This is a genomic window from Aequorivita aquimaris (assembly GCF_001573155.1).
Classification (GTDB): domain Bacteria; phylum Bacteroidota; class Bacteroidia; order Flavobacteriales; family Flavobacteriaceae; genus Aequorivita; species Aequorivita aquimaris.
Genome location: NZ_JRWG01000004.1, coordinates 150,824 through 175,896 on the forward strand (window position 1 = coordinate 150,824; position 25,073 = coordinate 175,896).

The window sequence follows — 25,073 nt, forward strand, 5'->3', positions numbered from 1 at the left end:
CAATACTGCTGTGATAAAGAATTTGGGCTGTTGAAAACCCGTCAATAAACTATTTCAACTAAACATAGAACCATCGCTTTTCCTTGCTACTTTTGTGTTATGAGAAAAATTCTGGGGAAACTTTTAGCACTTTTACTTTTTGTGCCAATGCTTTTGGGGGTTTTTGGAAGTTGCGATAAAACACCTCCAAAAACAGGCACTTTAATGGATTTTGTTCCCGAAGGAGCCTCGGTGGTTTTTAAGATTTCAAACTTTGAAAACCTGCAGGCCGATATCGAGGCCAATTCCCTGCTTTCAAAATTTGAAAAGACCGCTCCCTATTCCTATTTTGCCGAAAAAAAAGTCCTGCTGAAAAACCTGCATCCCGCCTCGCAGAGCTTGCTGTGCATCAATAAAGTGAACGATTCCACTTCGGCTTATACCTTTATCTCCAAGCAGACAAAAAACCTTTTTCAGCCGGATTCGTTAAAAAACAAGACCATTGAAACCTTGCAATTTGACGAGCAATCATTCCAAAGAATAACGGTTGATCGGGGCCTGCCTGCCGCAGGTACGGAAATTGCCTATTCCGCAATCATTGATAGCGTTTTCGTGCTTTCCTCTTCGCAACAGATTTTGCAGGATATTCTAAAAGGAAGGACCGAACGGGACGAAACTTTCAAAAAAGTGTTCAACCTGCCTTCATCAAACGGTTGTACAGCTTTACTGCGCGGCAATACAATTGCGCTTAACGATTCCACAAAAATAAATTTCACGTCGTGGAGCGCGCTGGACGTGGCGATAGCGCCCGAATCCTTTACCGCCATTGGCATAACGCTCGCCACGGACACCATCCCGCAATTGCTGAATGTTTTTGAGGGCCAAGTGCCGCAGCAGAACGATGTGGCCGCCCTCGTGCCAACGGACGCGCTGGGCGCTGTGAGCTTTACTTTTAACGACGCCGAAACATTTCAAAAGAAATTGCGCGCATTTCGGGGTGAAAAGGAAACCGTAAAAACCACCGGGATTTTCGGTTCGGCAAGCGAAGTGGGAAATATCCAGCTTAAAAATGGGAACGCAATTTTTATAAAAAGCATCGATGCTTCACTGACCAATGATGCTTTGGCGCGCTATCTCACTTCCCACAGTATCTTCCGGGAAATTGAGATCAGCAGCTTTGGCGAGCCACAATTATTTAAGCAAACCTTTTCGCCCCTCATAAATTCCGAAACGGCAAGCTACGTCTTCCAACTTGAAAACTTCTTCGTTTTTACCGAAAACGAAAGCACTGCCGAAGAACTGATCAGTTCCTTCCAAAATAATAATACGCTGAAAAACACTTCCTATTTTGAAAACACCGCCAAAGATTTGAGCACGGCATCATCGCTTTTAATCTATAAAATGCAGGGAGCGTTTTCGGAAGCCATTTCAGGGTTTTTCAATTCGAATAGCGGTGCGGACATCAAAAATATTTCTTTTGGGGAATTTCCGCTGGCGGCGCTGCAATTCAGCTTCGACAGAAATTTTGCGCACCTAACCCTTAGCTGCAAAGAGGCGGGCGCCACTGCAAAAAGTGTGTCGGCCAAGGTTTCGGAAAAATTCAATATAAGCCTGGAGAGCCCTCTTTTAAACGCCCCACAATTGATAGAAAGCAACAACGGCAGCAGCAATGTGGCCGTACAGGATATTGCCAATACCCTCTATTTTATTTCGGGAAGCGGAAAAATTCTTTGGACAAAAAAATTGGGCGCCCCCATTTTGGGGGAAATTGAAACGGTGGAAATTGCGGGCGGCGGCAACAAACAGATTGCCTTCGCCACTTCGGATGCATTCTATATTTTGGACAGAAATGGGAAGGACGCCAAAGGATTTCCCATAAAATTTAAGGACAAGGTAACCCAGCCCCTTTCGGTTTTTGATTACGACAACAATAGGAATTATCGTTTCGTGATCGTTCAAGGGAAAGAGGTGTTAATGTATGACAAAAACGGAAAAGCCGTAAAAGGTTTCGGTTTCAACAGAGCGAAGAGCAACATTGTGCAGTCGCCCGTCCACATCAGGATGGGCAACAAGGATTATATAGTGGTTGCCGAGGAAAACGGCAAACTGAATATTTTGAGCCGCGTGGGCAAATCGAGGGTTTCGGTTTCAAAAAGTTTTAATTTTTCTGAAATTCCCGTTGCCGAGGAAGACAATACTTTTGTGGTAATTACAAAGGAAAATACAAAAGAGCGCATTTCGCAGGACGGAAAGGTTTCTTCCCAAAAACTGGATGTGGGCAGCAATTATTGGTTCGCTATTTTGGGCAATACGAAAGTTACCTTGGACGACAACCTTTTGCGAATTAATGGAAAACTGGCTGAATTGCCATTGGGACTTTACACCAGACCGGAAATCTTCAACATAAGTAGAAATAGCTACATTACCATAACCGAAACCCAGGAAAAAAAGGTCTTTGTTTTTGATAAAAATGGCGAGCTTTTGAATGGGTTTCCCGTTTATGGCACCTCTGCGGCTTCAATGGGAGCGGCCAGTCCAAAAAATCTTGTGGTGAAAGGCGACGCCAAAAATGTGGTGTATTACAGTATCAATTAATCGATAACAAATTAGAAACTAATTTATTAGTCGCTAAATTCTCGATTTGGTTCAGGGAATTTGCGTAAATTTAAATCGCAAACCAACCTTTTTGAACTTTATGAGAGCGCTCCTCTGCCTCTTTCTTTTGCTATTGGCTAATACTGCTTTTGGCCAAAACGAATTGCGCGAAAAAAAACCTTCGAAACGCGATTCCTTGATTCTTGCCGATTTCAAAAAAAAGGTTTCACAATCCATCAACGCAAACCCGGATAGTGCGTTAATTTATATTAAACAATTTCGAAAATTTAGCTCCCAAAACAACTATCTGGTTAGTCTCACGGAAGCCGATTATCTCTATGCGCACTATTTCCGAAGAATACAAAAACCCGATTCTGCCCTGTTTTATTTCAAAAAGCAGATTGACGCCGCAAAGAAAATTGATTATTTCCGCGGTATGGCACAAGGATACAATGGACTTTGCAGAACCTATTATTTAATCGGGGAAATTGAAAACTCAATCAATGCCGGAAACCAGGCGCTTAGATATGTGCAAAAAATTGACGATCCCGGGAATTTTATTTTGGCCGACACCCGAAACGCTTTGGCAATTGCCTATTCCCGTCAGAACAAAATGGAAACTGCCATCGCGCATTTGTTGGCTGTAGATTCCCTTCACAAAAAGCAACCCATCCGCGAGGACATAATTGCCGCCGCCTACCAAAGTTTGGGCAATATCTACCTCGAACTTAAGGACTATAACGCCGCCGAGACATATTACTTAAAAGCCAATAGAGAGTTCGAAAAAATTCCCGGAGCGGGTGATTTCTATTTTCACACTACCAATGTTTTTTTGGGACAGGTTTATTATCATAAAGGGCAATTGGAAAAAGCGGACAATATTCTTTCAAAAACACTTCTTTTTTATGAAAAAATAAAGGATGAAAGAACTGTTGCAGAAATAAACAATTATCTGGGACTAGTAAATCTGGACAAAGGAAACCTCAACCAAGCAGAAGCCCACTTGCTGACCGCCTTTAATTTTCAACAAAAAAATGAATACTCGCTAGAGGCAGCCCAATCGGCACTGCAACTTGGAAAGCTTAACATTCAAAGAGGAAACCCCGCTGCGGCCATTGAATTTTTGGAAAATGCACTTGCTTTCAACACTAGCATAAAGAATGGAATGATAGCCCAAAAAGCCCACTCTCTTTTGGCAGAGGCCTATGCGCTGCAAGGAAATTATAAAGCTGCGTTTGCAAATTCCCAAGTCGCAAAAAAGATAAATGATTCTATCCAATTGGTAGAGATTGCTGAAAAAATCAAGGAAATAGAAGGAATTTACCAAACCGAAAGCAGGGATCGGGAAATTGCCTTGTTAACAACTAAAAACGCACTTGCAGAGCAGCAAAAACGAAACCAACGCAATATACTATGGGGAGTTCTGGCCCTTATCGCCATTGCTGGAATTTTTGTTTTTTTTCAGTTTAAAAACCGACAGAAAACCACTAAAAAATTACTTGAGTTAGACAATGCAAAAAATACATTCTTTGCAAATATTTCACATGAATTCCGAACTCCTCTTACATTGATAAATGGTCCAATTGAAGATCAACTGGCTTCAGACCGACTGTCGCCGTCGGAAAGAAAAAATTTAAGGGCAGCACTTAGAAATTCACAACGGCTAAAGGACTTGGTAGATCAGCTATTGGCATTGGCCAAATTGGAAAGCGGCAATTTAAAATTAAATATTCAGTGTACCAACTTGCCCGATTTCTTGATAGCGCACGCCGAAGCCTTTACCTTTAGCTGCAGTGAAAAGCATATAGATTTTTCCATAGCGGTGCCGAATGATGAAAAAGAAGATTGGTTTGATCAGGACATTTTGGAAAAAATACTTTATAATTTAATTGGCAATGCAATAAAGTACACACCAGAAAATGGATCAATAACCTTAAAGGGCGCAAGAGTAGATAACAAGTATGAAATTTCAATAATAAACTCTGGAAAGTATATTCCACTGGAGCAGCAAGAAAAAATCTTTGAACGCTTCTATCAAACAAGCTCCAAAAATCCCGGGACCGGTATTGGTCTTTCCCTTACAAAGGAATTAACTGAAGTTCACAAGGGCTGCATCTCTATAAAAAGTGAGGAGAGTGGCTTCACGGAATTTAAAGTACAAATACCCGTGAATAAAAATATTTATTCTGACCAAGAAATTTTTTCAGAATGCGAAGAATCTGGACAACCCGAAAAACCTGCTATTTTTGAATTATCTGCCCAAAAGGAAATCATTTTGCCCGAAGATGCGCCAACCATCTTGGTAATAGACGATAGCAAAGACATTCGCGATTATGTGAGTTCTATTTTTGAATATACCTTCACCGTCCATACTGCAAGTAATGGTAAGGAGGCCTTTGAAATTGCAATTGAAGTAATCCCAGATATTGTTATAAGTGATGTAATGATGCCTGGCGAAGACGGTTTTACATTTACAAAGCACTTAAAAGAACACCAACTTACCTCTCACATACCTGTAATACTGCTTACCGCCAAAACGCAGATTACAACAAAACTGGAAGCAATGGGCATCGGCGCAGATGCCTATATTACTAAACCTTTTAATAGTCAATTACTGAAAGCTTCAGTTGAAAATCTTATTGAAAACCGAAGAAGGCTTCAGCAACGCTTTGCACAGGAAGTGGTCCTAATTCCGAAAGATATTGCTATTTCTTCTGCGGACGAAAAATTCCTGGATTTGCTTCAGAAGGTTTTGGATAAAAATATAACTGATTCAAACTTTACGATTGAAGGTTTTGGGAAAGAAATGGGCGTGAGCCGCATGCAATTGCACCGAAAATTAAAAGCATTGACAGGACAATCAGCTTCCGAATTCTTAAAAACGCAACGGCTTAAATTGGCTTTAAAATTATTAAAGGAGAAAAAGATTTCCATTGCTGAAGTTGGTTATACAGTCGGTTTTAACGACCCGTCGTATTTTACCAAATGCTTCAAACAAGAGTTTGGACGTTCTCCTTCTGAATATTTCTCCACATAACATAACCTGGCTCTAAAGCCTGCTAATACTGCCTATGTTACATATGTTATAGCATCGGTTACAAAATTCACAGTACTTTTTAAGGTAACAACTTACTTTTACTTCACCTTTTTCCCTGTTATGAAAAAAAGTAAACAATATTCCGGCAAACTGGAAATTGTTCCGGGAAAACAGATTTTTTTAAACATAAATAATCTGGCAAGAGGAATATACACTTTAAAAATAATACTAAATAATAAAGTAGTAAAAGAAGTAACCTTTAAAAAGTAAACCATAAAAATCAAATATTATGAAAATAGCTTTAACCATCTTATTCATTTGTGCAGCCAGTATTTGCAATGCACAATTTTTGGACAAACTGGGAGACAGAGCTGCCAACGCCGTGGAACGTACGGTAGAAAGACGTGTAGATAAAGAAACCACAAAAAGTACGGACCGTGTGCTGGACACCATTGTAGATTCTCCCAAAAAGAAAAAAAAGAAAGAGAAAAAAAGAAAGAAGAAATCTTCTAGCGGAAACGTAATTGGCGGAGATCCTGTGGATGATACTACACAGTCAAAAAGCCAACAAAACGAAGAAGGCATTATAGAAGAATAAAAGAGCATTTAACTTAGTTTTTGGAACTCTATAACCTCATTGTGTCGATACAAAGCAGCTATTATATTTATGGTTGTTATTTTTCTCCCCGTATTCACTAATTAGAAATTTTAAAAAATTAGAAATTATGAGAAATTCAGTCATTTTGAGCATTTTATTACTGAGCCTAAGCCTAACAAGCTGTAAGACCACTATTCCAGACAGAGATTCCGTGGTGCCAACAATATACTTTCAATTAACTGGCAGTGGACTTTCCACGGGCGATGTAGAGATAACAGAAACTTTTGATTTTGATAATCAAGCATTGTACTTGGAAAGAAACAAAACCTACAACGTACTTCTCTCTGGTAAAGATTCTGGCGGGGTTTCTCACATAACTTGGGAACTTCCCAACAATGCCATTGTAGAAATACCCGAGCCCATTCCAAGCCCTTGGACCGACGGTGCTGGAAGCATTGGCACTAGACTATTACAGGTTGAAGGCGATCGTTCAGACCCGCGATCTTCCATACTATTGGGCACTAAAATAATTGGACGAACTTTAGATTCAGGCGGAACCGAGAATAGAGATTTTGTTTTCACCGTTAAAGACTACCACGATAACACATTTAACAAAACCTTGAGGGTAATCATTGGCGCGGGACCTACGCGTATTGGACCAAGATAGTAATTAACCTAAAATAATATTTATGATCAAGACATTCATTATTTCATTATTGTTATTAGCAACAGTATTTCCACAAGCGAGTGCACAAACTGGCTGCAGTAAGTTTTATCCCTTAAAGGAAGGAACAAAGGCCGAATTAACATCTTATGATAAAAAAGGGAAAATAGCTGCAGTAGTAGATTATACTATTTTAAACAAAACCCAGACTTCCGAAGGGGAAGTTGCCACAATGAAATCTTCCATTAAGGATGACAAAGGGAAACTGATAGCCGAAACAGAATATGACGTTACCTGCGATGGGACCAAAATTTCAATTGACTACAACTCGATGGTAAGCCCTATGATGATGGAGCAATTTCAGAATATGGAATATGATATTAGCGGGGTTGATTTGGAAATTCCCAACAACCTATCCGTAGGTCAAGAGCTTCCAGATGCCGAAATGAATATGAAAATAAGCATGAGCGGCATTAACATGAATATGGATTTGACCATAACAAACAGAAAAGTAATTGGCAAGGAAGACGTAACAACTCCTGCCGGAACGTTCTCTTGTTTTGTGATAACCTACGATATGACCACAAAAATGGGAATGACCCAAACAAGTAATTCAAAACAATGGATCGCCGAAGGCGTAGGGATGGTTAAACAGGAAGACTATCAAAGAGGAAAAGTATCTTCTAGCAGCGTACTCACTAAATTTTCAAAGTAAACTAAAACCAAATTAAATTTCAAAAACCGAGGCTTAGGCTTCGGTTTTTTCTTTTATTTCGGCTTCAAAAAGCATCAGAAAATGTTTTAACAACCTTACTTTTACTTCCGCTAGGCTAATTTTTGTTTTACCCAATTCAACATTTAAAGAGGTAACCGCCTTTCCCCTAATTCCACAGGGAATCATATGGTCAAAATAACCCAGATCGGTATTCACATTTAAAGCAAAGCCGTGCATGGTAACCCAACGACTTGCCCGCACGCCCATAGCACAAATTTTTCTTGCAAAGGGAGTGCCCACATCTAGCCATACACCTGTTTCTCCTTTACTCCGCTCAGCTTTTAAGCCATATTCTGCCAAGGTGAGAATAATCATTTCTTCCAAAAGACGCATGTATTTATGAATATCGGTAAAGAAGTTTTCCAGATCCAATATCGGATAACCCACAATTTGTCCTGGACCGTGATATGTAATATCACCTCCTCGATTTATTTTATAAAATGAAGCGTTTATTTCAGCAAGTTTTTTTTCAGAAATAAGTAGATTCTCAACATGGCCGCTTTTTCCAAGGGTATACACATGCGGATGTTCAACAAAAAGGAAGAAATTGGGCGTTTCATATTGCAAATTCTCTTTACTGTTTTTGCTTTTTATCTGTAAAATCTTTTGAAAAAGATTCTCCTGGTAATCCCAAATTTCTTTGTAATCCCTTAACCCCAAATCATTTATTTCCAAATATTTGTTCAATTATTCTTTAGATTTTTTTGCGAACCAAAATTATCAATTAATAATGTTTGAGATGGGTATTTCTATGCTTTTTTGAAGTTTTTTATACTTTTTCTTAAAGTTAATTTCTTAAAAATTTATTAAATTCCTTCAAGACTCTTATCTTTACGGTTCTAAACATTCATATAAACTACATCTAAAATGAAAAAAAGTACTTTTAAACCATTTCTGATTGTATGTCTTTTGCTTTTAAGCTTTGGATTGCAAGCACAGAATGCGTTGTGGAGCAAAGTATCGCCCACAGAGACGCAAAACCGACAGAAAGTCTTCCGCAATGCTATGCCGCAGGACTTTAACCTTTATTCCCTGAACACAACAGCTCTTAAGAACCAGTTGCATAATGCACCTGAAAGATTTACACGTCTTTCAAATGTTGTAATTGAGCTTCCAACAAATAATGGCGAAATACAACGTTTCCGCGTTTATGAAGCTTCTATTATGGAGCCAGCGCTTCAGGCACAACACCCAAACATTCGTTCATACGCAGCCCAAGGTATTGATGATCCTTCTGCCGTTGCTCGTTTTAGTGTTTCAAATGTAGGAGTACACGTGATGATTTCATCTCTAAACTATTCTACTATCTACATTGATCCTTACACTCAGGACAAAACTTACTATATAGCTTATAATAGAGATCAGGTTCCTGCAGATCCTAATGCCCCAGTATGTATGGCTGAGGATAACGAAATTATCGATATGCCATTAGATTACAGAAATGCTGATGATGGAGTTCTTAGAACATACCGTCTTGCCTTGGCTTGTACTGGTGAATATGCACAATACCACCTTAACCAACAAGGAATAGACCCAGGAGAGCCAGACCCTGTTAAGAAGGCTGCTGTACTTTCTGCCATGAACGTTTCTATGACACGTGTAAATGGTGTCTATGAAAGAGATGCCTCTCTTACTATGGTAATAATTGCAAATAATACCGATATTATATACTTAAATTCAGCAACGGACCCGTACACAAATAACAGTGGAGGTACAATGTTAGGTCAAAATCAAACCACTTGTGATAACGTAATAGGAAATGCCAATTATGACATTGGGCACGTATTTAGTACTGGCGGTGGTGGAATCGCTGGTTTACGCGTACCATGTGTAACAGGTCAAAAAGCAAGAGGTGTTACTGGATTAACTGCTCCTATAGGAGATATATTTAATATTGACTTTGTGGCTCACGAAATGGGACATCAATTTGGCGCTAACCACACCTTCAACAACTCTTGTGGTAACAATAGATATGCTCCAACTGCAGTAGAGCCAGGAAGCGGTTCTTCTATTATGGGTTACGCAGGTATTTGTCCTCCTAATGTACAAAACAATAGCGACGATTATTTTACAGCTATAAGCATTCAAGAAATTTGGAACTTTATTAAAAACGGTTCCGGACAATGTGCTACACAAACTCCAACCAACAACCTACCTCCCACTGCAGATGCTGGTCCTGATTATACACTTCCCATATCTACTCCATTTATCTTAAAAGGTATTGCTAGTGATCCAGATGGAGATGTATTATCACATTGCTGGGAACAGATGAACCCACAGGTTGCTCCTATGCCACCTCAAAATAGTTCAACCTCTGGCCCAGCTTTTAGAACCAATGATCCTATTGGCTCTCCTGACAGATATATGCCCGCAATTGGAACTGTACTTGCTGGAAACACCCAAAGCACTTGGGAAGTGGTACCTTCTGTAGGAAGAACTATGAATTTCAGATATACCGTTCGCGACAATGTTGCCGGAGGTGCCGCCTCGGCAAGCGACAACGTATTGTTAACTTTTGATGGAGGTTCTGGTCCATTTGTAGTTACATCACAAAACACAGCCACTACTTGGACTATCGGAAATACCGAAACCGTGACTTGGGATGTTGCAGGAACCGATGTAGCTCCAGTAGATAGCCCTAATGTGGACATCTGGTTTTCTACCGATAACGGCCAGACATACCCAATTGCAGTTGCATTGAACTTACCAAACAACGGAAGCGCAGTTGTTAATGTACCAAACCTTAACACTACTACGGGTAGATTGATGGTTATGTCATCAAACAATATCTTTTACGATGTTAACAATGCTACAATTACTGTTGATGGCGTAGTAGGTGTTGAGGACTTTACATTTGATAATTTCTCAGTGTATCCAAACCCTTCAAGTGGGACTTTCAACCTTACTTTTACACCAGCTTCAAACGATAAGATTGAAATTTCGCTTTACGATTTAAGAGGAAGAGTAATCAACCAATACACTTTTGATGATGCTTCTACTTCAAGTACTTTCAGCAAGCAGTTGGAGTATAGCTATATCGATAGTGGAATGTATTTCCTTGTAGTGAAGAATGGCAACAAAGTAACTACTAAGAAGATTGTGAAAAATTAAGTTCCAAGATTAAGAACTTATAAAAAAGAGAAAAGAACAGTATTATTCCTGTTCTTTTCTCTTTCTTTTTTAGGAATATCTGTATAAACAGTCGCTTTAAAATGTTCCATTGAAACCATCCTCGCTAATAAACCGGGCTTTAAGGAAGCTTTTGAAATAAAGATTGGTTCGGGATGTAAATTCTGTTTGACTAAATCCTGAAAAAAAAAGACCCGTAGTTAACAGGTCTTTTCAGTTTAATTATTTGAGTTTTAAGTCATAGAAACGCCGCTTTTAAAAAAACTATTGACTACCGACTATAGCCTACGTACTACCTCATCACAGTTTAACCGTTTCTGAGATATTTGAGATTACCTGCGAAGTCTTTTCCACCTCAAAATTTAGGTTAAACGTAAGGGTTTTATTATTTGCAGAAACAGATAACTCTCCATTGCTAATTGGGTAATAACCTGCCTCGCCCTTACAAAAACAATGCTTGCCGTACAACAATTTCACATCGCTTAATGAAGCATTTACCTTGCTAATATTTTCAACCGCAGCGGGTATTTCAAAATGAATGGTTTCAGAATAGTTGCCATCGGCTGTTCCTTCCGGCCCTTCTTTCAAATAAGTGTATTCCACAACAGTGTTCTTTCCGGCAACCATTTCTGGATAAATAGCTCCTGTACCATCTTCCTTTATAATAAGGTTCATGTTTTTATGAATTTTTACAGTGCAATTGCCTTCTTCAGGACAACCGGTTACACGTTCATTTAATTGTCCCATAGTAGCGGTTTTTTCTGTTGAGGTTACTGTTCCCGTCTGCGTTTTGCAGGCGTTTATCATCAGTAGTGGAATTAAAAAATAAAATGCTTTCATAGTGTTAAGTTTTATGTTAGTATTACTTAATATACAAATACGTTGCCGAAATTTGCTATTTTTCCAAAACCACCTCAAGATCCAGCACATCTGGATTCTTAAAATATTCAATAAACGGCTTTTGAAGAATCACAGTTTTTCCGTCAGCCGAAAAAGTGGCTTCAGGATTGGATGTTTTCTTAATTTTCTTTGGAAAAGTATATTTCAACGTATAATTAGACCCACCCATAAAGGCTTCGGCCTGCTTCATACTATCCACTTGCTGCTGGTGGAGTTTTTTATCTTTTATATAGGCGTCGCGTTTAAAAACACCTTTTTTGAAAGTATAATTAACACCCACAATCTCTGGTGAATCCTCCTCTTTTTTTATTTCGGTGTTGGAATCTGGATTGGGCATTATATTGCTTGCCTGTTCTAGCCCATTCAAAATATCGTTAGCCTCGCTTATATCTTTAAAATTTGTTGAAATATCGTAAACCATTTCAGAAGATTCCGTATCCATCTTCATATGGATATTAAAGTTTTCCAGCTTTTTCAGTTTATCCTGTTCCGTTTTTGAAAGTTTGGAGATACTGTCTTTTTTCGTTTCCAAAAAATGTTTCATAGCTATAATAGTATCCATTTTTACACTCATAGAATCAGTTAGGGCAGATCCCCCAAAGGCCATCATTTCGTTCAGATTGACCTCCACGGCCATAGTGCCGCTTCCGTCCTCGTTCATGACCATAGTTTCGGTAAACTGACAGCTTACCAAAGCAAGCGCCACAGTATAAAGAGCAAGTAATCTTAGTTTCATCGGTCTATCTATTTGGGTTGTTTAAAATAATCAGCGCAGCTATTACACCGGGAATCCACCCGCAAACTGTAAGTATAAAAACAATTAATACAGAACCGCAACCTTTACCAATTACGGCAAGGGGCGGAAATAGGATTGCAAGCAGAACACGCCATAAACTCATAGAAACAAAGCTACAATATATATTCGTTATTTTCAGACTTAGTTAATTAGGGATATGAAATTTAAATTTCTGTAAAATCTTACGATAGTAAATCTTGGATCGTATATTATAAATCCCTCATTTTCGTATTTGCTGCTTCGTATTTCGTACTTCAATTACCTATCTTTGCAAACTTATTTTTAGAAACAATTATATGCAACTGTCTGAACTGGAAATCATCCGAAGAGAAAAACTACAACAACTGCGCAATATGGGCATTAATCCCTACCCCGCAGACCTGTACCCCGTTACCGATACTTCAAAAAAAATAAAAGAGAATTTCGAGGAAGGAAAAAAGGTAGTTATCGCCGGCAGATTGATGTCCCGAAGAATTCAAGGAAAAGCTTCTTTTGCCGAACTTCAGGATGCAGATGGCCGCATACAGGTGTATTTTAACCGTGATGAAATCTGTACGAGCGAAGACAAAACCCTTTATAATGAAGTCTATAAAAAACTGCTGGACATAGGCGATTTTATAGGCATTGAAGGCGAACTATTCAAAACCCAAGTAGGTGAAAAAACCGTAATGGTAAAAAACTTCACCTTACTTAGCAAAGCTTTAAAACCGTTGCCACAGCCACGGGTTGATGCCGAGGGCAAGGTACACGACGCCTTTACTGACCCCGAACAACGCTACCGTCAGCGCTATGCCGACTTGGTGGTAAATCCCCACGTAAAGGAGATTTTCGTAAAGCGCACCAAGCTTTTTAATGCCATGCGAACTTTTTTTAACGAGCGTGGCTATTTTGAAGTGGAAACTCCCGTTCTTCAACCAATTCCCGGAGGCGCTGCTGCGAGACCATTCATCACACATCACAACTCCTTGGACATTCCATTGTATATGCGCATTGCAAATGAACTGTACCTAAAAAGATTGATCGTAGGCGGTTTTGATGGCGTATATGAGTTTTCAAAAAACTTCCGCAACGAAGGTATGGACCGTACTCATAATCCTGAATTTACCGCCATGGAAATTTACGTTTCCTATAAAGATTACAACTGGATGATGGATTTCTGCGAGCAATTGCTTGAATTTTGCGCCATGGAAGTTAATGGTACCACCAAAGCAACCTTCGGAAAACATGAAATAGACTTTAAGGCGCCCTACCCAAGAGTAACTATGGCAGAGTCAATTAAGCATTTCACAGGTTTTGATATCACTGGAAAAAGTGAGGACGAAATCCGAAAGGCAGCTTTGGATATGAAAATTCCTGTGGATGATACTATGGGCAAAGGAAAACTGATTGATGAAATTTTCGGCGAAAAGTGCGAGGGCAATTACATTCAGCCAACCTTTATTACAGATTACCCAAAGGAAATGAGTCCACTATGTAAAGAACACCGCGACAATCCTGAACTTACCGAACGTTTTGAGCTTATGGTATGTGGAAAGGAAATAGCAAACGCATACAGCGAACTCAACGACCCAATAGACCAGCGCGAGCGTTTTGAGGCACAACTAAAACTCGCAGACAGAGGCGATGACGAAGCAACCGCCTTTATAGATTATGATTTTCTTCGCGCTTTGGAATACGGCATGCCGCCCACCAGCGGTATGGGCATTGGGATGGACCGTTTAATAATGTTCCTTACCAACAACGCCTCGATACAAGAAGTACTTTTCTTCCCACAAATGCGCCCCGAAAAGAAAAAAGTGGAAATGACCGAGGACGAAAAAACGGTTTATACACTTTTAAAAGCCAACTCTCCAATCGCTCTAGAAGATTTAAAAACCCAAAGTGGCCTCAGCAACAAAAAATGGGACAAGGCCATAAAGGGGCTCACCGCCTCCAAAGTTGCAAAGGTTGAAAAGACGAATGAAAATTTGATGGTTTCGGTTTTATAAACACTACTTAAATACAGATTAATTTCGTAATTGGGCTACCATTGAGGTGGCCCAATTCTTTTATAAAAGTTAGAAACCACCGCCCGCACTTTTTTTCTCCTTTTTGGCATAAGGGGTCTGACATCCCTGCCAGAAACGTGAGCGGTGGTATATAATTTTTAAAATGATAACCTAAAATTTAAAAAACACTCCACTGCCCACAATAACCACTTAGCCAAACACACCTTTCAGTGAGCAAAACAAACTTTTCAAAGAACATTTTAATGAAAACTAAAAACAAATATTTATTCCTCTTTACAATTCACTTTACATAATCAAAAAATTAAATATCAAGACTGACATCTTACACCTCACAACCCCCCATTAAACCATTTCCAAATTCCTGCGTCATACTTACAGTAAACAATAAAAAACACAAAGTGATGAAAAAAGCAATGATAATCCTTATGGCACTTACCACCTTCGCCATTACCGCACAAAACAAAAGTGAGGACAGAAAAGAAAACCGCAGTCAGCTAAGAGAAAACCTAACCCCCGAACAACGTGCCGAGCTACATACAAAAAAAATGACCCTCGATTTAAACTTAAACGAAACCCAACAGGCACAAATAAACCAATTATTGTTGAAAATGCACAATAATAGGCCAGAACGCACCAAGAACAGAAAAGAAATGACCGATGCCCAAAAATTTGAGGCCAAAAATACAATGCTTGACAGACGAATAGCTATGAAAAAGGAAATGAAAAAGATACTTACCGAGGAACAATTTACCAAATGGGAAAACGGAAAGCAACACCAAGAGCGCCGGTTCAAGAATAAAAAGAGAAAAGAAAAACGCAGCGAAGATTAATAAAACCTTAAAAAGCATTTTTTTGGCGCAATTATTGTTTTAATTATAGACAAATTGGTTACATTAGTAACTTGTAAAAAACAAAAATTAAAACAATGAAAAACCTACTAACAGTATTTGCATTTGCAGTAACTATGCTTTTGGGAGTTCAAACAACCTCAGCCCAGCAGCTATCCCAAGATCAAAGCAGACCAGAAGTAATAGCCAAAACAGAAGCCGCAAAGCTCACCGAAGCTTTAGACCTTTCTGGCGATCAAAGCCGTACCATCTTTAGAGCCTTGGTAGCAAAACAAGTTGGCTATCAAAAAAATGTGGATGGAAAAGACGCCTCAAGCGCAGCAGTAATAGCAGAAAAGAAAAAAATTGACGCTCAGTTAAAAGATGCGATGAAAAAAACGCTTACTGATGATCAATACTCTAAATGGCTTAAAATGAATAATTAGTGATTAATTATATTTAAAACCAAGGCCCTTTCTAAATTTAGAAAGGGCCTTTTTTTTTCATATGAAATTTTAAAAATTATCAAATGCGTGCTCTGGATCCGTTTTTTTAAATAAGATTCTTTGCTACTTTTCCACAAGCAGCAATAGTAACATCCAAATCTTCGTAGCTTAACGCATCACAAATAAACCAAGTTTCAAAAGCACTGGGTGCAATATAAACGCCTTCATTAAGCAAACCGTGGAAAAACCTTTTAAAATTTTCATTGTTAGCAGCAGCTGCAGATTCAAAATCGGTCACTGGCATATCAGAAAAATGGACAGAAATCATTGAGCCAACCCGATTAATTGTAAACTTTATTCCTTCAGAATTGAGTGCAGCCTCCATCCCTTTATGCAAATATTCAGTCTTCTTGTTTATTGAATCGTAAATATCTCTTTTCTCATTCAATTCCTTTAGCATTGCCAATCCGGCAGCCATCGCCAGTGGATTTCCACTTAAGGTCCCCGCTTGATATACTGGACCTATAGGCGCCAAATGATTCATAATTTCTTCTCTTGCGGCAAAGGCTCCCACTGGTAATCCGCCTCCTATTACTTTTCCAAAAGTTACAATATCAGCTTTTATGCCGTATAATTCCTGAGCTCCGCCAGCAGCCAATCTAAACCCGGTCATTACTTCATCAAAAATCAAAAGGATATTGTTTTCATCACAAAGTTTTCGCAAGCCTTCCAAAAAACCTTTTGCCGGTGGAATGCAACCCATATTTCCAGCTACGGGCTCTAAAATGATACAGGCAATTTCGTTCTTATTAGCAGAAATTACTTCTTCTACATTATCCAAATCATTATAGGTGGCAAGCAGCGTGTCTTTTGCAGTACCTTGGGTTACCCCTGGACTGTTGGGCGCGCCGAAGGTAACGGCTCCGCTTCCAGCTTGAATTAAAAAAGAATCACTATGCCCGTGATAACATCCTGCAAATTTTATAATTTTTTCCTTCCCCGTAAAACCTCTGGCCAACCGCACAGCGCTCATACAAGCTTCGGTACCGCTATTCACAAAACGTATCTTATCAATATTGGGTACCATAGCTACAGCCAGTGCGGCTATTTCAGTTTCAATTTCCGTAGGCATTCCAAAAGAGGTGCCCTTTTTTGCCTTTTCAATTACAGCATTAACTACAGGCTCGTGAGCGTGCCCTAAAATCATAGGTCCCCAAGAGTTTATATAATCGATAAGCTTGTTTCCATCAGCATCATATAAGTAAGCACCCTTGGCATTTTCAACAAAAACAGGAGTGCCCCCCACCGCTTTAAAAGCTCGAACTGGAGAATTGACGCCACCGGGAATTACTTTTTGTGCCGCTGCAAATAGAGCACTACTTCTTTGATATTTCATATTAATATATGGGTGTTTTAATTTTTTTTGAAGAAGGTTTTAGTTTTTACTAACCACTACAATTGATTACTGATTTTTTACAGGATGCAGGTACAGCACCTGCCCAATTGAAAGATCATTACTTTTTAAACCATTGTATTTTTTAAGTGTTTCAACAGTAAGATTAAATCTTCTAGAAATGCTGTAAAGTGTGTCGCCAGCCTGGACGGAATAAGTTCCGATTTTTGAATCATCGGGATCTATGGCGCTCAACCTTCTCCCCAAAACCTCATCATCATAAGCGGTAAGATTATATCTTTCAATAATGCCTATAAGCTTGTCAGGGTATTTTGGATCTGTGGCATAACCTGCTTTTCGCAATCCTTTTGCCCAACCTTTATAATCGTCTTTTCTAAGTTTAAATAAATCTTGATAGCGGCTGCGCTGGGTTAAAAAGAGAGAATGGTCTCTATAGGAATATTTGGGGTCGTTGTATTTTCTGAAACATTCACCGCGTTCATCATCATCGTGATATACACGATCTCCTTCCCAACCTGTATGGCATTTAATCCCGAAGTGGTTGTTGGCCTTCATAGTAAGTTCCCCTGCCCCAGCGCCACTTTCTAAAATGCCCTGCGCAAGGGTTATGCTTGCTGGTATTCCGTACTGAAGCATTTCTTCCTTGGCAATTTGAGCGTATTCATTTATATAATTTGCAACGCGTTCGCTATAGGGAATATTTATCGGCACTACTACAACCTCTGGTTCTTCTGCCTTTGTATCCTTTTCCTTTACGGTTTGATTTACCCTAACAACACGTTCGGTATTATGTTTTTTTCGGTACTTGGTCGCGGTTTTTTTTGATTTGCAACTGCTAAAACAAACGATAACTACAAGAAGAAGGATAGTAATTCTGCCAATCATTTTATTCAATTATAGGAAGGTTTTTCTTTTTCAACTTTTGATTCATTCCGGCAATACCCTGCAGGCCTCCAGTATGGATCGCAAAAATACGGCTATTTTCTTTGAAATGCCCCTTTTTTAAAAGATCCATAATGCCAAACATCATTTTTCCGGTATAGATTGGATCCAACGGAATATTGGCTTCTCTTTTAAACCTATTAATGAAACGTATCAAATCAGCATCTATTTTACCATAGCCACCAAAACAATACGCATCTGTGATAGAGAAATTGGTTTTTGATGTATATTTCCCAATTTCTTCCGATTGAAAAGTTCCCTTTAAAGCCGAAAATCCAAGAACTTGTTGATCTTTCCTTGAAGCTTTTACCAGTCCGGCCATAGTACCGCCAGTACCCACAGGCACACATATATAATCAGCATTTTCTGAAACATTCTCTAAAATTTCCTCACATCCTTGGACCGCCAAGACATTTGTACCCCCTTCGGGAAGTATATAAATATCGCCAAACTGTTTCTTTAAATGATTAATGAAATTAGTTTCGGTTTTCTGTCTATAAGCTTCACGCGAAATAAAATATAACTGCATACCACAATCCTGAGCAAAGGAAAGTGTAGTGTTTTCAAATATTTTACTTTCAAGCTCCTCCCCCCGAATAATTCCAATAGTTTTAAAGTTCAGTTCTTTGCCAGCGGCTGCAACTGCAGCTATATGATTTGAAAAAGCCCCTCCGAATGTAAGTAAGGTTTCATAACCGTTAGCTTTGGCAAATTGGATATTGTATTTAAGTTTTCTGAACTTGTTGCCTGATACAAAAGGATGCAACATATCATCTCGCACCACATGTAGCGAAAATGGATTCAATCCAAACGAAGAAAGGGAAATATTCACCAAGCTACGATTTCTGAAGTTAAAAAAAAGGTTCATTCCTACAAAGATAATAAGACTTATACCATATAAAAGCCAGAAAGGCCTCACAGGGACAGTAGTCCAAAAAAATTAAAAAAGCAAACCAATGTCAGAAAAAACTTAAATAAATGTGAAAAAATGTAGGAAACAACTGATAAATAGTAATTTACAGAAAACAAAAACAAACATTTTATCCGAAAAATTTGCACTTTATCGAAATTTTATCATATTATTGTACCAATATTTTCAACAACCCCAAATTATGAAAATAAAACTACCTACAATGTGGTCAGCTTTTGCGACCGCTCTTTTCTTGGCTCATAGCCTTTCCTACGCTCAGGTGGGGATAAATACTACCACACCCAACGGAATTTTAGAAGTGAACAGCTCCAATCAAGGCGTGGTACTGCCGCGCTTGGCCCTCACAGCCACAAATGTTATGGCACCTGCTACTAATCCACAATTAAGTGCGATTCCAATTGGCACAACTGTTTACAATACCAATTCCACATCAACGGGGGCCAATGATGTTTATCCAGGAATCTATGTATGGGATGGAACTAAATGGATTAATCAATTCACCAAGAAAGATATTAAAATTATTAAACAGTCTCCTTTGGGTTATCGACCACTATCACAAGACGGCTTTATATATATTGGCAATTTGGGGAGTCAATATTTTACCCCTAAATATTCAGGAAGATATAAAATAGAAGTTAGTATGAACTACGGCGCCGGCAGTCCCAGAGATGTCAGCGGCGACTTTAGAGCACTAACTGAAGAAGGAAATTTTCTATTTACCTTTAATAGTAGTAATTATATAATTCCAGCAAAAGCATATAGTACAAAGTCCGGAAGTAATAGTGGTCAAAATTATTTCCTAATTTGGGAACAATATTCTAAAATCTTATATGTAGATCTGATTGCTAAAGTTCCCTATAATTTTAGTTTACAATTTGATCAACTGCCTGCACCAGATTATGCAAATAATGGAAATTCTACCGGATATCCTAATGGAGGGGCGGGATATATTGGGTATGATATTCCTTGTTCTGTTGAATTTATGTTTTTAGACGAATAAGTTAAAAACTTTATATATCGACCTTTAAATACTAATATATGAAACTTCTGAAATTCATTCTGTTTTTAATATCATTTGGAACGATGGCACAAGTAGGCATAGGCACGACTTCTCCAAATGGGATTATGGAAATTAATAGCTCAATATCTGGGCTGGTTTACCCTGTTGTAGCACTTACCGCCACAAATTCCCAGACTCCAGTTTTAAATCCTAATTCTGGAACGCTTGTACCTGGAACTGTTGTTTATAATACAAATTTAAACAATGCTGGAATTAATAGTGTATATCCGGGCACCTATATGTGGGACGGGTCCAATTGGATACCGCAATTTAGCAAAAGACACTCAGAGATTTTTTTTCAAAATCCCACTGTTTTGAGGACCGAATCAGATTTAACCAATCAGGATGTGCCAGGATTAGGCGTTACTGAGAATAAATTCTTTAGAACAAAATATAACGGATATTATAGAGTTGAGATTCGCGTAAACTTCGGAGGAGGTAGAGTAACCTCACCGGTTCCCGGAGATGATAATGCAGCTTTTCAGGACGGCACCTTTAAATTTAATTTTAATGGCACTACATATCCTGTAAATGTGAAGTCAATCTCTACGTATGATTTATCTAGTGGATCAACGGTTTTCTACGAGGGCGTATGGAAAGAATCTTATCTCGTATTATTTTTAGATTTAGTGGCCGCAACAGATTATTATTTCAGCCTAACTTTTTCACAATCGCCAGCGCCAGCTTTTAATAATAATGGAGAATTTGGCGATGGCCGAGGTTATGTAGGAAAAGACATTCCATGTTCGATAGAATTTACTTATATAGAAGACTATACTGGTGATATCTAAACCAAATAACTAGACCCCATTATGAAACGCAATAATTTTTTTAAAGAAAAATATCTTCTGTTTTTACTATTAGTATTAACAAGTACAGTTGTCTTTTCACAAATTGGCATAGGAACTATAAAGCCAGAAGGCATGCTGGATTTGGAAAGTTCCCAATATGGATTGGTCTATCCTCGCGTGGCTCTGGTCAAGACAAATCAACAGTTGCCAGTAACAAATCCGAACGGAGGCAATTTAGTAGCCGGAACCGTGGTTTATAATACAAGCACTACCAGTACAGGAGACCATGATGTTTATCCGGGAGTTTATGTTTGGGATGGTGCGGCGATAAACCCTAAATGGATTCCTCAATTTATTTTAGAACATTCAGCGCTCTTCGCGCAAAATCCCTTAAATTTTAGTGTGCCCTTGAGTGGTGGGTTTAGAGATGTTCCCAATCTTGGAAATGGCAAAACTTTTAAAGCAAAATATACTGGCATATATCGCATAGAGGCTAACTTCAATTTTGGAGCGGGCCAGGCTCTTAATCCTAGCGGTTCAGAAAGTGTTAGAATGGCCACCCAAGAAGGTTATTTTCGTTTTATTTTTAACGGAACAAATTATGACATATATACCCACGCCTACTCAATAAAGAACAATATTACCAATCAAAACTTTAATCGGTTTCGTCACGACTCATCCTTAATTTTGTACTTAAATTTAAGCGCGGGTCAAACCTACCCATTCAGACTTCAAATGGATCTTCAGGTATCCAATACAAGTGATTATGATACTGCAACCAATGGAATTGTTGGTATAGACGTTCCCTGCACCATCGAATTTACATATATTAATGAATAGATCAATCAGATAAGATAACGACAACCCATTATTCACTACAAATAGACCATGACATTATGAAAGGTAATCTACTTTTAATTATTACAATTTGTTTCTTTGGTGCGACCGCCCAAACCCCTTGTGTCAATGGTTTTGCTACAGTTGGTGGCAAAAGTTACCCTTGCAACGGTTTGACTTTACAAAGCTATATATCTGCGGCTACAATGAATGCTGCAGAAGCACAGGACTCATGGGGCTGGACCGATCCTCAGAGCGGTAAGGAATATGCAATAGTTGCATTGGACAATGGTACCGCCTTTGTTGATATCAGCAATCCTACAAATCCAAAATATCTTGCTAGATTAAACACGCAAGTATCCTCCAGCCTATGGCGAGATGTAAAAGTGTACAAAGATCACGCATTTATTGTAAGTGATGCCAATGGCAATCACGGGATGCAAATTTTTGATCTGAGAAGATTGCGAACGCTTACCGGTAGCTCTCCGGTTACCTTTACAAAATCACAAACCGATGGTAATTTGTTTTGGGACGGCACCGGCTCCAGTGGAAGGGGAAGTGCACATAATATTGTTGTTAATGAAGCCTCTGGCTATGCCTATATTTTAGGTTCACCAGGTTATAACAGTGGGGGACCGATTGTAGTAAAATTAGACAATAATAATGATGGCATACCTAATGATCCCGTTGTGGTAAAACTATATTCTACATTAGGCTATTGCCACGATGCCGAAGTGGTAATTTACGATGGCCCAGACCCAGATTATCAAGGCAGAGAAATTATGATTGGTGCATTTAGCGGAAATAATAAAGTAAACATTATTGATTTCACTAACAAATCAAACCCTTCGGTAATATCATCTGTTACGTATTCCAATAAGTATTATACCCATCAAGGCTGGTTTACGGAGGATAAACGTTTCTTTATTGCAGGGGATGAAAAAGATGAAGAATTAGCTGGTTTAAATACTCGCACTTTGGTCTTTAATGTCGAAGACCTTGACAATCCAACATTATTTTACACATATTCTGGTTCAACTCCAGCTATTGACCATAATGGATATATTAATGGAAATAGATACTACTTAGCCAATTATGCGGCGGGTGTTCGAATTATAAAAGTGGATGGTCTGTATAACCAGAACCCAGGTATGACTGAAATAAATTATTTCGATTGCTTTCCACAAAATAATAACGCCGCTTTCAACGGTACGTGGAACGTTTACCCATATTTTTCAAGTGGAAATATAATTGCGACCGGCTTCGGAGATGGGAATATAAATGGAGACGGGGGACTCTTTATTATCAAAGATCCACTCTACGATAATATTTCACCCATTGCCAACTGTCAGAACTACACAGCGGTCTTAGATAAAAATACTGGCAGTGTTACAATTACAGCGGACGATATTGATAATGGTTCAACAGATAATTTTGGAATTACAAAAAGAACTATAACTGCAGGGCAAACAACATTTACCTGTAAAGATGTTGGACAAACATTTAATATAACCCTAACCGTAGAAGACGACTATGCAAACAAAGCTTCATGTACTGCCGTGGTTACTGTTGCTGCGCCAACAACAATTTACTCAGGAAGCAGTTGGAGTAATGGAGCCCCAGGTCCTGGCTCAAATGCGATAATAAGTAGCAACTACGATACATCCTCCAAAGGAAGCATTAATGCATGTACTTGTGAAGTTGACGCCAACAAAACCCTAACAGTTGCCGCAGAAGATTATATTAACATCACAAAAGATATTACCGTAAACGGTAATCTAATTGTAGAACATCAAGGTAGCGTGGTACAATCTGACGATAGTGCAGTGGTCACCAACAACGGTACTATTAATGTAAACTACACAACCCCTTTTATGCTCCCCCGCGTATTCTTGGTAATGGGAAGCCCCATGACAGTTGAAACTCGGGATGGTGTTTTTGCCGATTCTTATATGTTCTTAAATCACCTTACTGAAAACTTTGTTCCCAATCCAGATGTTGAAGATCAGTTTCCTCTTGCCGAAAACTTTGCCGATGATAATAGGGATAACTGGGTGCTATATTCAGGAACAATAAATCCAGGAGAAGGTTATATTTCCCGTCCACAACTGAACGGCAATGACGGAAATAAAACCTATGACATGACCTTCGAACAAGGCACTTTGAACACAGGCGAAGTAAATTTCACAGTAAAATATAACGGTAACAGAAACAGCAGCCCTAACGTACTAGCAAATCCGTACCCTTCTGCAATCAGTGCCGCAGATTTCATTAATGCAAACACAATGGTAAACGAGGTCTATTTTTGGAATCCAAATACACCTCCTAGCCCATCCCTTCCGGGTGCCTATGCAATGAATTTTAGCATGGAAGATATTTCTATGTATAACCTTTCGGGCGGAACCTATGCTCCATCAGACCCAACACAAACCCCTCCAAGTGAATATATTTCTACAGGACAAGGTTTTGGTATAAAAGCAACTGCGGCAGGTATAGCAAGTTTCAGCAACAGTATGCGGGTTATTGATAACAATAATACGGCACCAAGGCCGTCACAGGACGGTATAGACCGTGTATGGATCAGTGTTGAAAACGAACAATACAATATGCGCAATAATACACTTATAGCCTTTTCACCCTATGCCACAAGTGGTATTGACGCTGGGTATGATAGTAGAAGATTGGCTACGGTATTGTCACTCTATACCCACTTAGAAGATGGTTCAGAAGAATTGGGCATTCAAAGTCGCGAAACTTTTGAGGATGGCGCTAAAATACTTATGGGCTTCTCTTCTCTTTTAGACGAAAACCTTGAGTACACTATTTCTGTAAAAGATTTTCAGGGAGCTAGCTTAGAAAACGCTTCTATATTTTTAATAGACAATGAACTTAACACGCGTACCAATTTATCTCAGGATGACTATACTTTTAAAGTAGGAAAAGGCACATACGACCGTCGATTTACCATCCAATTTAAAAGCAACGAAATTTTGGGCGACGAAGGCGCAGGTCTTGCCAACGTATCGGTATATCCAAATCCCACTAACAATATTTTAAATGTTGTATCTCCTGAAGCCAAGGTCAACACTGTTGAGATATATGATATAAGTGGAAGAATCCTCCGAAATATAGACCTATCCACAACTACCCATTACCAAATAGACTTAAGCAATCTTCAAAATGCAATCTATTTTGTTAAGATAAGTACAGAAATAGGAGAAGTAACAAAACAAATTGTCAAACAATAAACAATAAATCCCCACAATCAATTATTCACTTAACCTAGAAAAGACCGCTCTCAGGCGGTCTTTTTTTATTTTATCAAACCCATACACAGCAATTT

The 25,073-nt window shown here is 38.8% G+C and carries 20 protein-coding genes; 13 read left to right on the top strand and 7 right to left on the bottom strand.

The window, feature by feature from the left end:
* The first annotated feature begins 99 nt into the window (after positions 1 to 99).
* The 5 genes from LS48_RS08070 to LS48_RS08090 all read left to right on the top strand — a co-directional run bounded on the left by LS48_RS08070 (position 100) and on the right by LS48_RS08090 (position 7,588).
* Positions 100 to 2,574 carry a hypothetical protein gene (locus LS48_RS08070; protein WP_062621806.1) on the top strand — a complete coding sequence of 825 codons (2,475 nt, stop codon included), beginning with the start codon at positions 100 to 102 and terminating at the stop codon, positions 2,572 to 2,574.
* A 100-nt stretch (positions 2,575 to 2,674) separates the two neighbouring features.
* Positions 2,675 to 5,611: a response regulator gene (locus tag LS48_RS08075; protein WP_062621808.1), complete on the top strand. Its 2,937-nt coding sequence runs from the start codon at positions 2,675 to 2,677 to the stop codon at positions 5,609 to 5,611.
* 289 nt (positions 5,612 to 5,900) lie between these two features.
* On the top strand, positions 5,901 to 6,209 hold the full coding sequence (locus LS48_RS08080) for a hypothetical protein (RefSeq protein ID WP_062621811.1): 309 nt from the start codon (positions 5,901 to 5,903) through the stop codon (positions 6,207 to 6,209).
* Positions 6,210 to 6,336: 127 nt separating this feature from the next.
* Positions 6,337 to 6,876: a hypothetical protein gene (locus tag LS48_RS08085; RefSeq protein ID WP_062621812.1), complete on the top strand. Its 540-nt coding sequence runs from the start codon at positions 6,337 to 6,339 to the stop codon at positions 6,874 to 6,876.
* Between the two features lie 22 nt (positions 6,877 to 6,898).
* Complete coding sequence (locus LS48_RS08090) at positions 6,899 to 7,588, top strand: TapB family protein (RefSeq protein ID WP_062621815.1); 690 nt, start codon at positions 6,899 to 6,901, stop codon at positions 7,586 to 7,588.
* Positions 7,589 to 7,621: 33 nt separating this feature from the next.
* Here the strand turns inward: LS48_RS08090 and lipB are convergent, their stop codons facing one another.
* Positions 7,622 to 8,335 (bottom strand): lipoyl(octanoyl) transferase LipB, encoded by a 714-nt coding sequence (gene lipB / locus LS48_RS08095; RefSeq protein ID WP_062621818.1) that lies wholly within the window; start codon positions 8,333 to 8,335, stop codon positions 7,622 to 7,624.
* A 180-nt stretch (positions 8,336 to 8,515) separates the two neighbouring features.
* On the opposite strand from lipB, the gene LS48_RS08100 reads away from it, so the two are divergent.
* On the top strand, positions 8,516 to 10,759 hold the full coding sequence (locus tag LS48_RS08100; RefSeq protein WP_062621820.1) for a zinc-dependent metalloprotease: 2,244 nt from the start codon (positions 8,516 to 8,518) through the stop codon (positions 10,757 to 10,759).
* A gap of 318 nt (positions 10,760 to 11,077) precedes the next feature.
* Here the strand turns inward: LS48_RS08100 and LS48_RS08105 are convergent, their stop codons facing one another.
* Genes LS48_RS08105 through LS48_RS14895 form a run of 3 tightly spaced genes read right to left on the bottom strand, consistent with a single transcriptional unit; the run spans position 11,078 to position 12,576 of the window.
* Complete coding sequence (locus LS48_RS08105) at positions 11,078 to 11,617, bottom strand: hypothetical protein (RefSeq protein ID WP_062621822.1); 540 nt, start codon at positions 11,615 to 11,617, stop codon at positions 11,078 to 11,080.
* Positions 11,618 to 11,672: 55 nt separating this feature from the next.
* Positions 11,673 to 12,413 (bottom strand): hypothetical protein, encoded by a 741-nt coding sequence (locus LS48_RS08110; RefSeq protein WP_062621824.1) that lies wholly within the window; start codon positions 12,411 to 12,413, stop codon positions 11,673 to 11,675.
* A 4-nt stretch (positions 12,414 to 12,417) separates the two neighbouring features.
* Positions 12,418 to 12,576 carry a YqaE/Pmp3 family membrane protein gene (locus LS48_RS14895; RefSeq protein ID WP_076692431.1) on the bottom strand — a complete coding sequence of 53 codons (159 nt, stop codon included), beginning with the start codon at positions 12,574 to 12,576 and terminating at the stop codon, positions 12,418 to 12,420.
* Positions 12,577 to 12,769: 193 nt separating this feature from the next.
* On the opposite strand from LS48_RS14895, the gene lysS reads away from it, so the two are divergent.
* The 3 genes from lysS (at position 12,770) to LS48_RS08125 (ending at position 15,755) form a co-directional block, all read left to right on the top strand.
* Positions 12,770 to 14,461: a lysine--tRNA ligase gene (gene lysS, locus LS48_RS08115; protein WP_062621826.1), complete on the top strand. Its 1,692-nt coding sequence runs from the start codon at positions 12,770 to 12,772 to the stop codon at positions 14,459 to 14,461.
* A gap of 422 nt (positions 14,462 to 14,883) precedes the next feature.
* Positions 14,884 to 15,312: a DUF4890 domain-containing protein gene (locus tag LS48_RS08120; protein WP_062621828.1), complete on the top strand. Its 429-nt coding sequence runs from the start codon at positions 14,884 to 14,886 to the stop codon at positions 15,310 to 15,312.
* Between the two features lie 95 nt (positions 15,313 to 15,407).
* On the top strand, positions 15,408 to 15,755 hold the full coding sequence (locus LS48_RS08125) for a hypothetical protein (protein WP_131807708.1): 348 nt from the start codon (positions 15,408 to 15,410) through the stop codon (positions 15,753 to 15,755).
* Between the two features lie 106 nt (positions 15,756 to 15,861).
* Here LS48_RS08125 and hemL read toward each other — a convergent pair whose 3' ends face one another.
* The 3 genes from hemL to LS48_RS08140 all read right to left on the bottom strand — a co-directional run bounded on the left by hemL (position 15,862) and on the right by LS48_RS08140 (position 18,979).
* Positions 15,862 to 17,151 (bottom strand): glutamate-1-semialdehyde 2,1-aminomutase, encoded by a 1,290-nt coding sequence (gene hemL / locus LS48_RS08130; RefSeq protein WP_062621832.1) that lies wholly within the window; start codon positions 17,149 to 17,151, stop codon positions 15,862 to 15,864.
* Positions 17,152 to 17,217: 66 nt separating this feature from the next.
* Positions 17,218 to 18,054, bottom strand: a complete 837-nt coding sequence (locus tag LS48_RS08135) for a glucosaminidase domain-containing protein (protein WP_062621835.1) — start codon at positions 18,052 to 18,054, stop codon at positions 17,218 to 17,220.
* A gap of 1 nt (position 18,055) precedes the next feature.
* Positions 18,056 to 18,979 (bottom strand): 1-aminocyclopropane-1-carboxylate deaminase/D-cysteine desulfhydrase, encoded by a 924-nt coding sequence (locus LS48_RS08140; protein ID WP_078056397.1) that lies wholly within the window; start codon positions 18,977 to 18,979, stop codon positions 18,056 to 18,058.
* Between the two features lie 244 nt (positions 18,980 to 19,223).
* On the opposite strand from LS48_RS08140, the gene LS48_RS08145 reads away from it, so the two are divergent.
* Genes LS48_RS08145 through LS48_RS08160 form a run of 4 tightly spaced genes read left to right on the top strand, consistent with a single transcriptional unit; the run spans position 19,224 to position 24,978 of the window.
* Positions 19,224 to 20,042 (top strand): phage tail-like protein, encoded by an 819-nt coding sequence (locus LS48_RS08145; RefSeq protein WP_131807709.1) that lies wholly within the window; start codon positions 19,224 to 19,226, stop codon positions 20,040 to 20,042.
* A 38-nt stretch (positions 20,043 to 20,080) separates the two neighbouring features.
* The gene (locus tag LS48_RS08150; RefSeq protein WP_062621839.1) at positions 20,081 to 20,893 is read left to right on the top strand and encodes a phage tail-like protein; all 813 of its coding nucleotides are present in this window, start codon (positions 20,081 to 20,083) and stop codon (positions 20,891 to 20,893) included.
* A 21-nt stretch (positions 20,894 to 20,914) separates the two neighbouring features.
* Positions 20,915 to 21,733, top strand: coding sequence for a phage tail-like protein (locus tag LS48_RS08155; RefSeq protein WP_062621841.1), 819 nt, complete (start codon positions 20,915 to 20,917; stop codon positions 21,731 to 21,733).
* A 56-nt stretch (positions 21,734 to 21,789) separates the two neighbouring features.
* Entirely contained in the window at positions 21,790 to 24,978 is a 3,189-nt protein-coding gene (locus LS48_RS08160; protein WP_076692432.1) for a choice-of-anchor B family protein, read from the top strand.
* Positions 24,979 to 25,073: the final 95 nt, after the last annotated feature.

What these genes read in the sequence shown, in the direction of transcription:
- LS48_RS08075 (WP_062621808.1), top strand. Translation starts at nt 2,675, where the DNA reads ATGAGAGCGCTCCTCTGCCTCTTTCTTTTGCTATTGGCTAATACTGCT.
- LS48_RS14895 (WP_076692431.1), bottom strand. Translation starts at nt 12,576, where the DNA reads ATGAGTTTATGGCGTGTTCTGCTTGCAATCCTATTTCCGCCCCTTGCC.
- lysS (WP_062621826.1), top strand. Translation starts at nt 12,770, where the DNA reads ATGCAACTGTCTGAACTGGAAATCATCCGAAGAGAAAAACTACAACAA.
- LS48_RS08145 (WP_131807709.1), top strand. Translation starts at nt 19,224, where the DNA reads ATGAAAATAAAACTACCTACAATGTGGTCAGCTTTTGCGACCGCTCTT.
- LS48_RS08135 (WP_062621835.1), bottom strand. Translation starts at nt 18,054, where the DNA reads ATGATTGGCAGAATTACTATCCTTCTTCTTGTAGTTATCGTTTGTTTT.
- LS48_RS08155 (WP_062621841.1), top strand. Translation starts at nt 20,915, where the DNA reads ATGAAACGCAATAATTTTTTTAAAGAAAAATATCTTCTGTTTTTACTA.
- LS48_RS08085 (WP_062621812.1), top strand. Translation starts at nt 6,337, where the DNA reads ATGAGAAATTCAGTCATTTTGAGCATTTTATTACTGAGCCTAAGCCTA.
- LS48_RS08090 (WP_062621815.1), top strand. Translation starts at nt 6,899, where the DNA reads ATGATCAAGACATTCATTATTTCATTATTGTTATTAGCAACAGTATTT.
- LS48_RS08110 (WP_062621824.1), bottom strand. Translation starts at nt 12,413, where the DNA reads ATGAAACTAAGATTACTTGCTCTTTATACTGTGGCGCTTGCTTTGGTA.
- LS48_RS08105 (WP_062621822.1), bottom strand. Translation starts at nt 11,617, where the DNA reads ATGAAAGCATTTTATTTTTTAATTCCACTACTGATGATAAACGCCTGC.
- LS48_RS08100 (WP_062621820.1), top strand. Translation starts at nt 8,516, where the DNA reads ATGAAAAAAAGTACTTTTAAACCATTTCTGATTGTATGTCTTTTGCTT.
- LS48_RS08125 (WP_131807708.1), top strand. Translation starts at nt 15,408, where the DNA reads ATGAAAAACCTACTAACAGTATTTGCATTTGCAGTAACTATGCTTTTG.
- LS48_RS08150 (WP_062621839.1), top strand. Translation starts at nt 20,081, where the DNA reads ATGAAACTTCTGAAATTCATTCTGTTTTTAATATCATTTGGAACGATG.
- LS48_RS08080 (WP_062621811.1), top strand. Translation starts at nt 5,901, where the DNA reads ATGAAAATAGCTTTAACCATCTTATTCATTTGTGCAGCCAGTATTTGC.
- hemL (WP_062621832.1), bottom strand. Translation starts at nt 17,151, where the DNA reads ATGAAATATCAAAGAAGTAGTGCTCTATTTGCAGCGGCACAAAAAGTA.
- LS48_RS08160 (WP_076692432.1), top strand. Translation starts at nt 21,790, where the DNA reads ATGAAAGGTAATCTACTTTTAATTATTACAATTTGTTTCTTTGGTGCG.
- LS48_RS08120 (WP_062621828.1), top strand. Translation starts at nt 14,884, where the DNA reads ATGAAAAAAGCAATGATAATCCTTATGGCACTTACCACCTTCGCCATT.
- LS48_RS08140 (WP_078056397.1), bottom strand. Translation starts at nt 18,979, where the DNA reads ATGAACCTTTTTTTTAACTTCAGAAATCGTAGCTTGGTGAATATTTCC.
- LS48_RS08070 (WP_062621806.1), top strand. Translation starts at nt 100, where the DNA reads ATGAGAAAAATTCTGGGGAAACTTTTAGCACTTTTACTTTTTGTGCCA.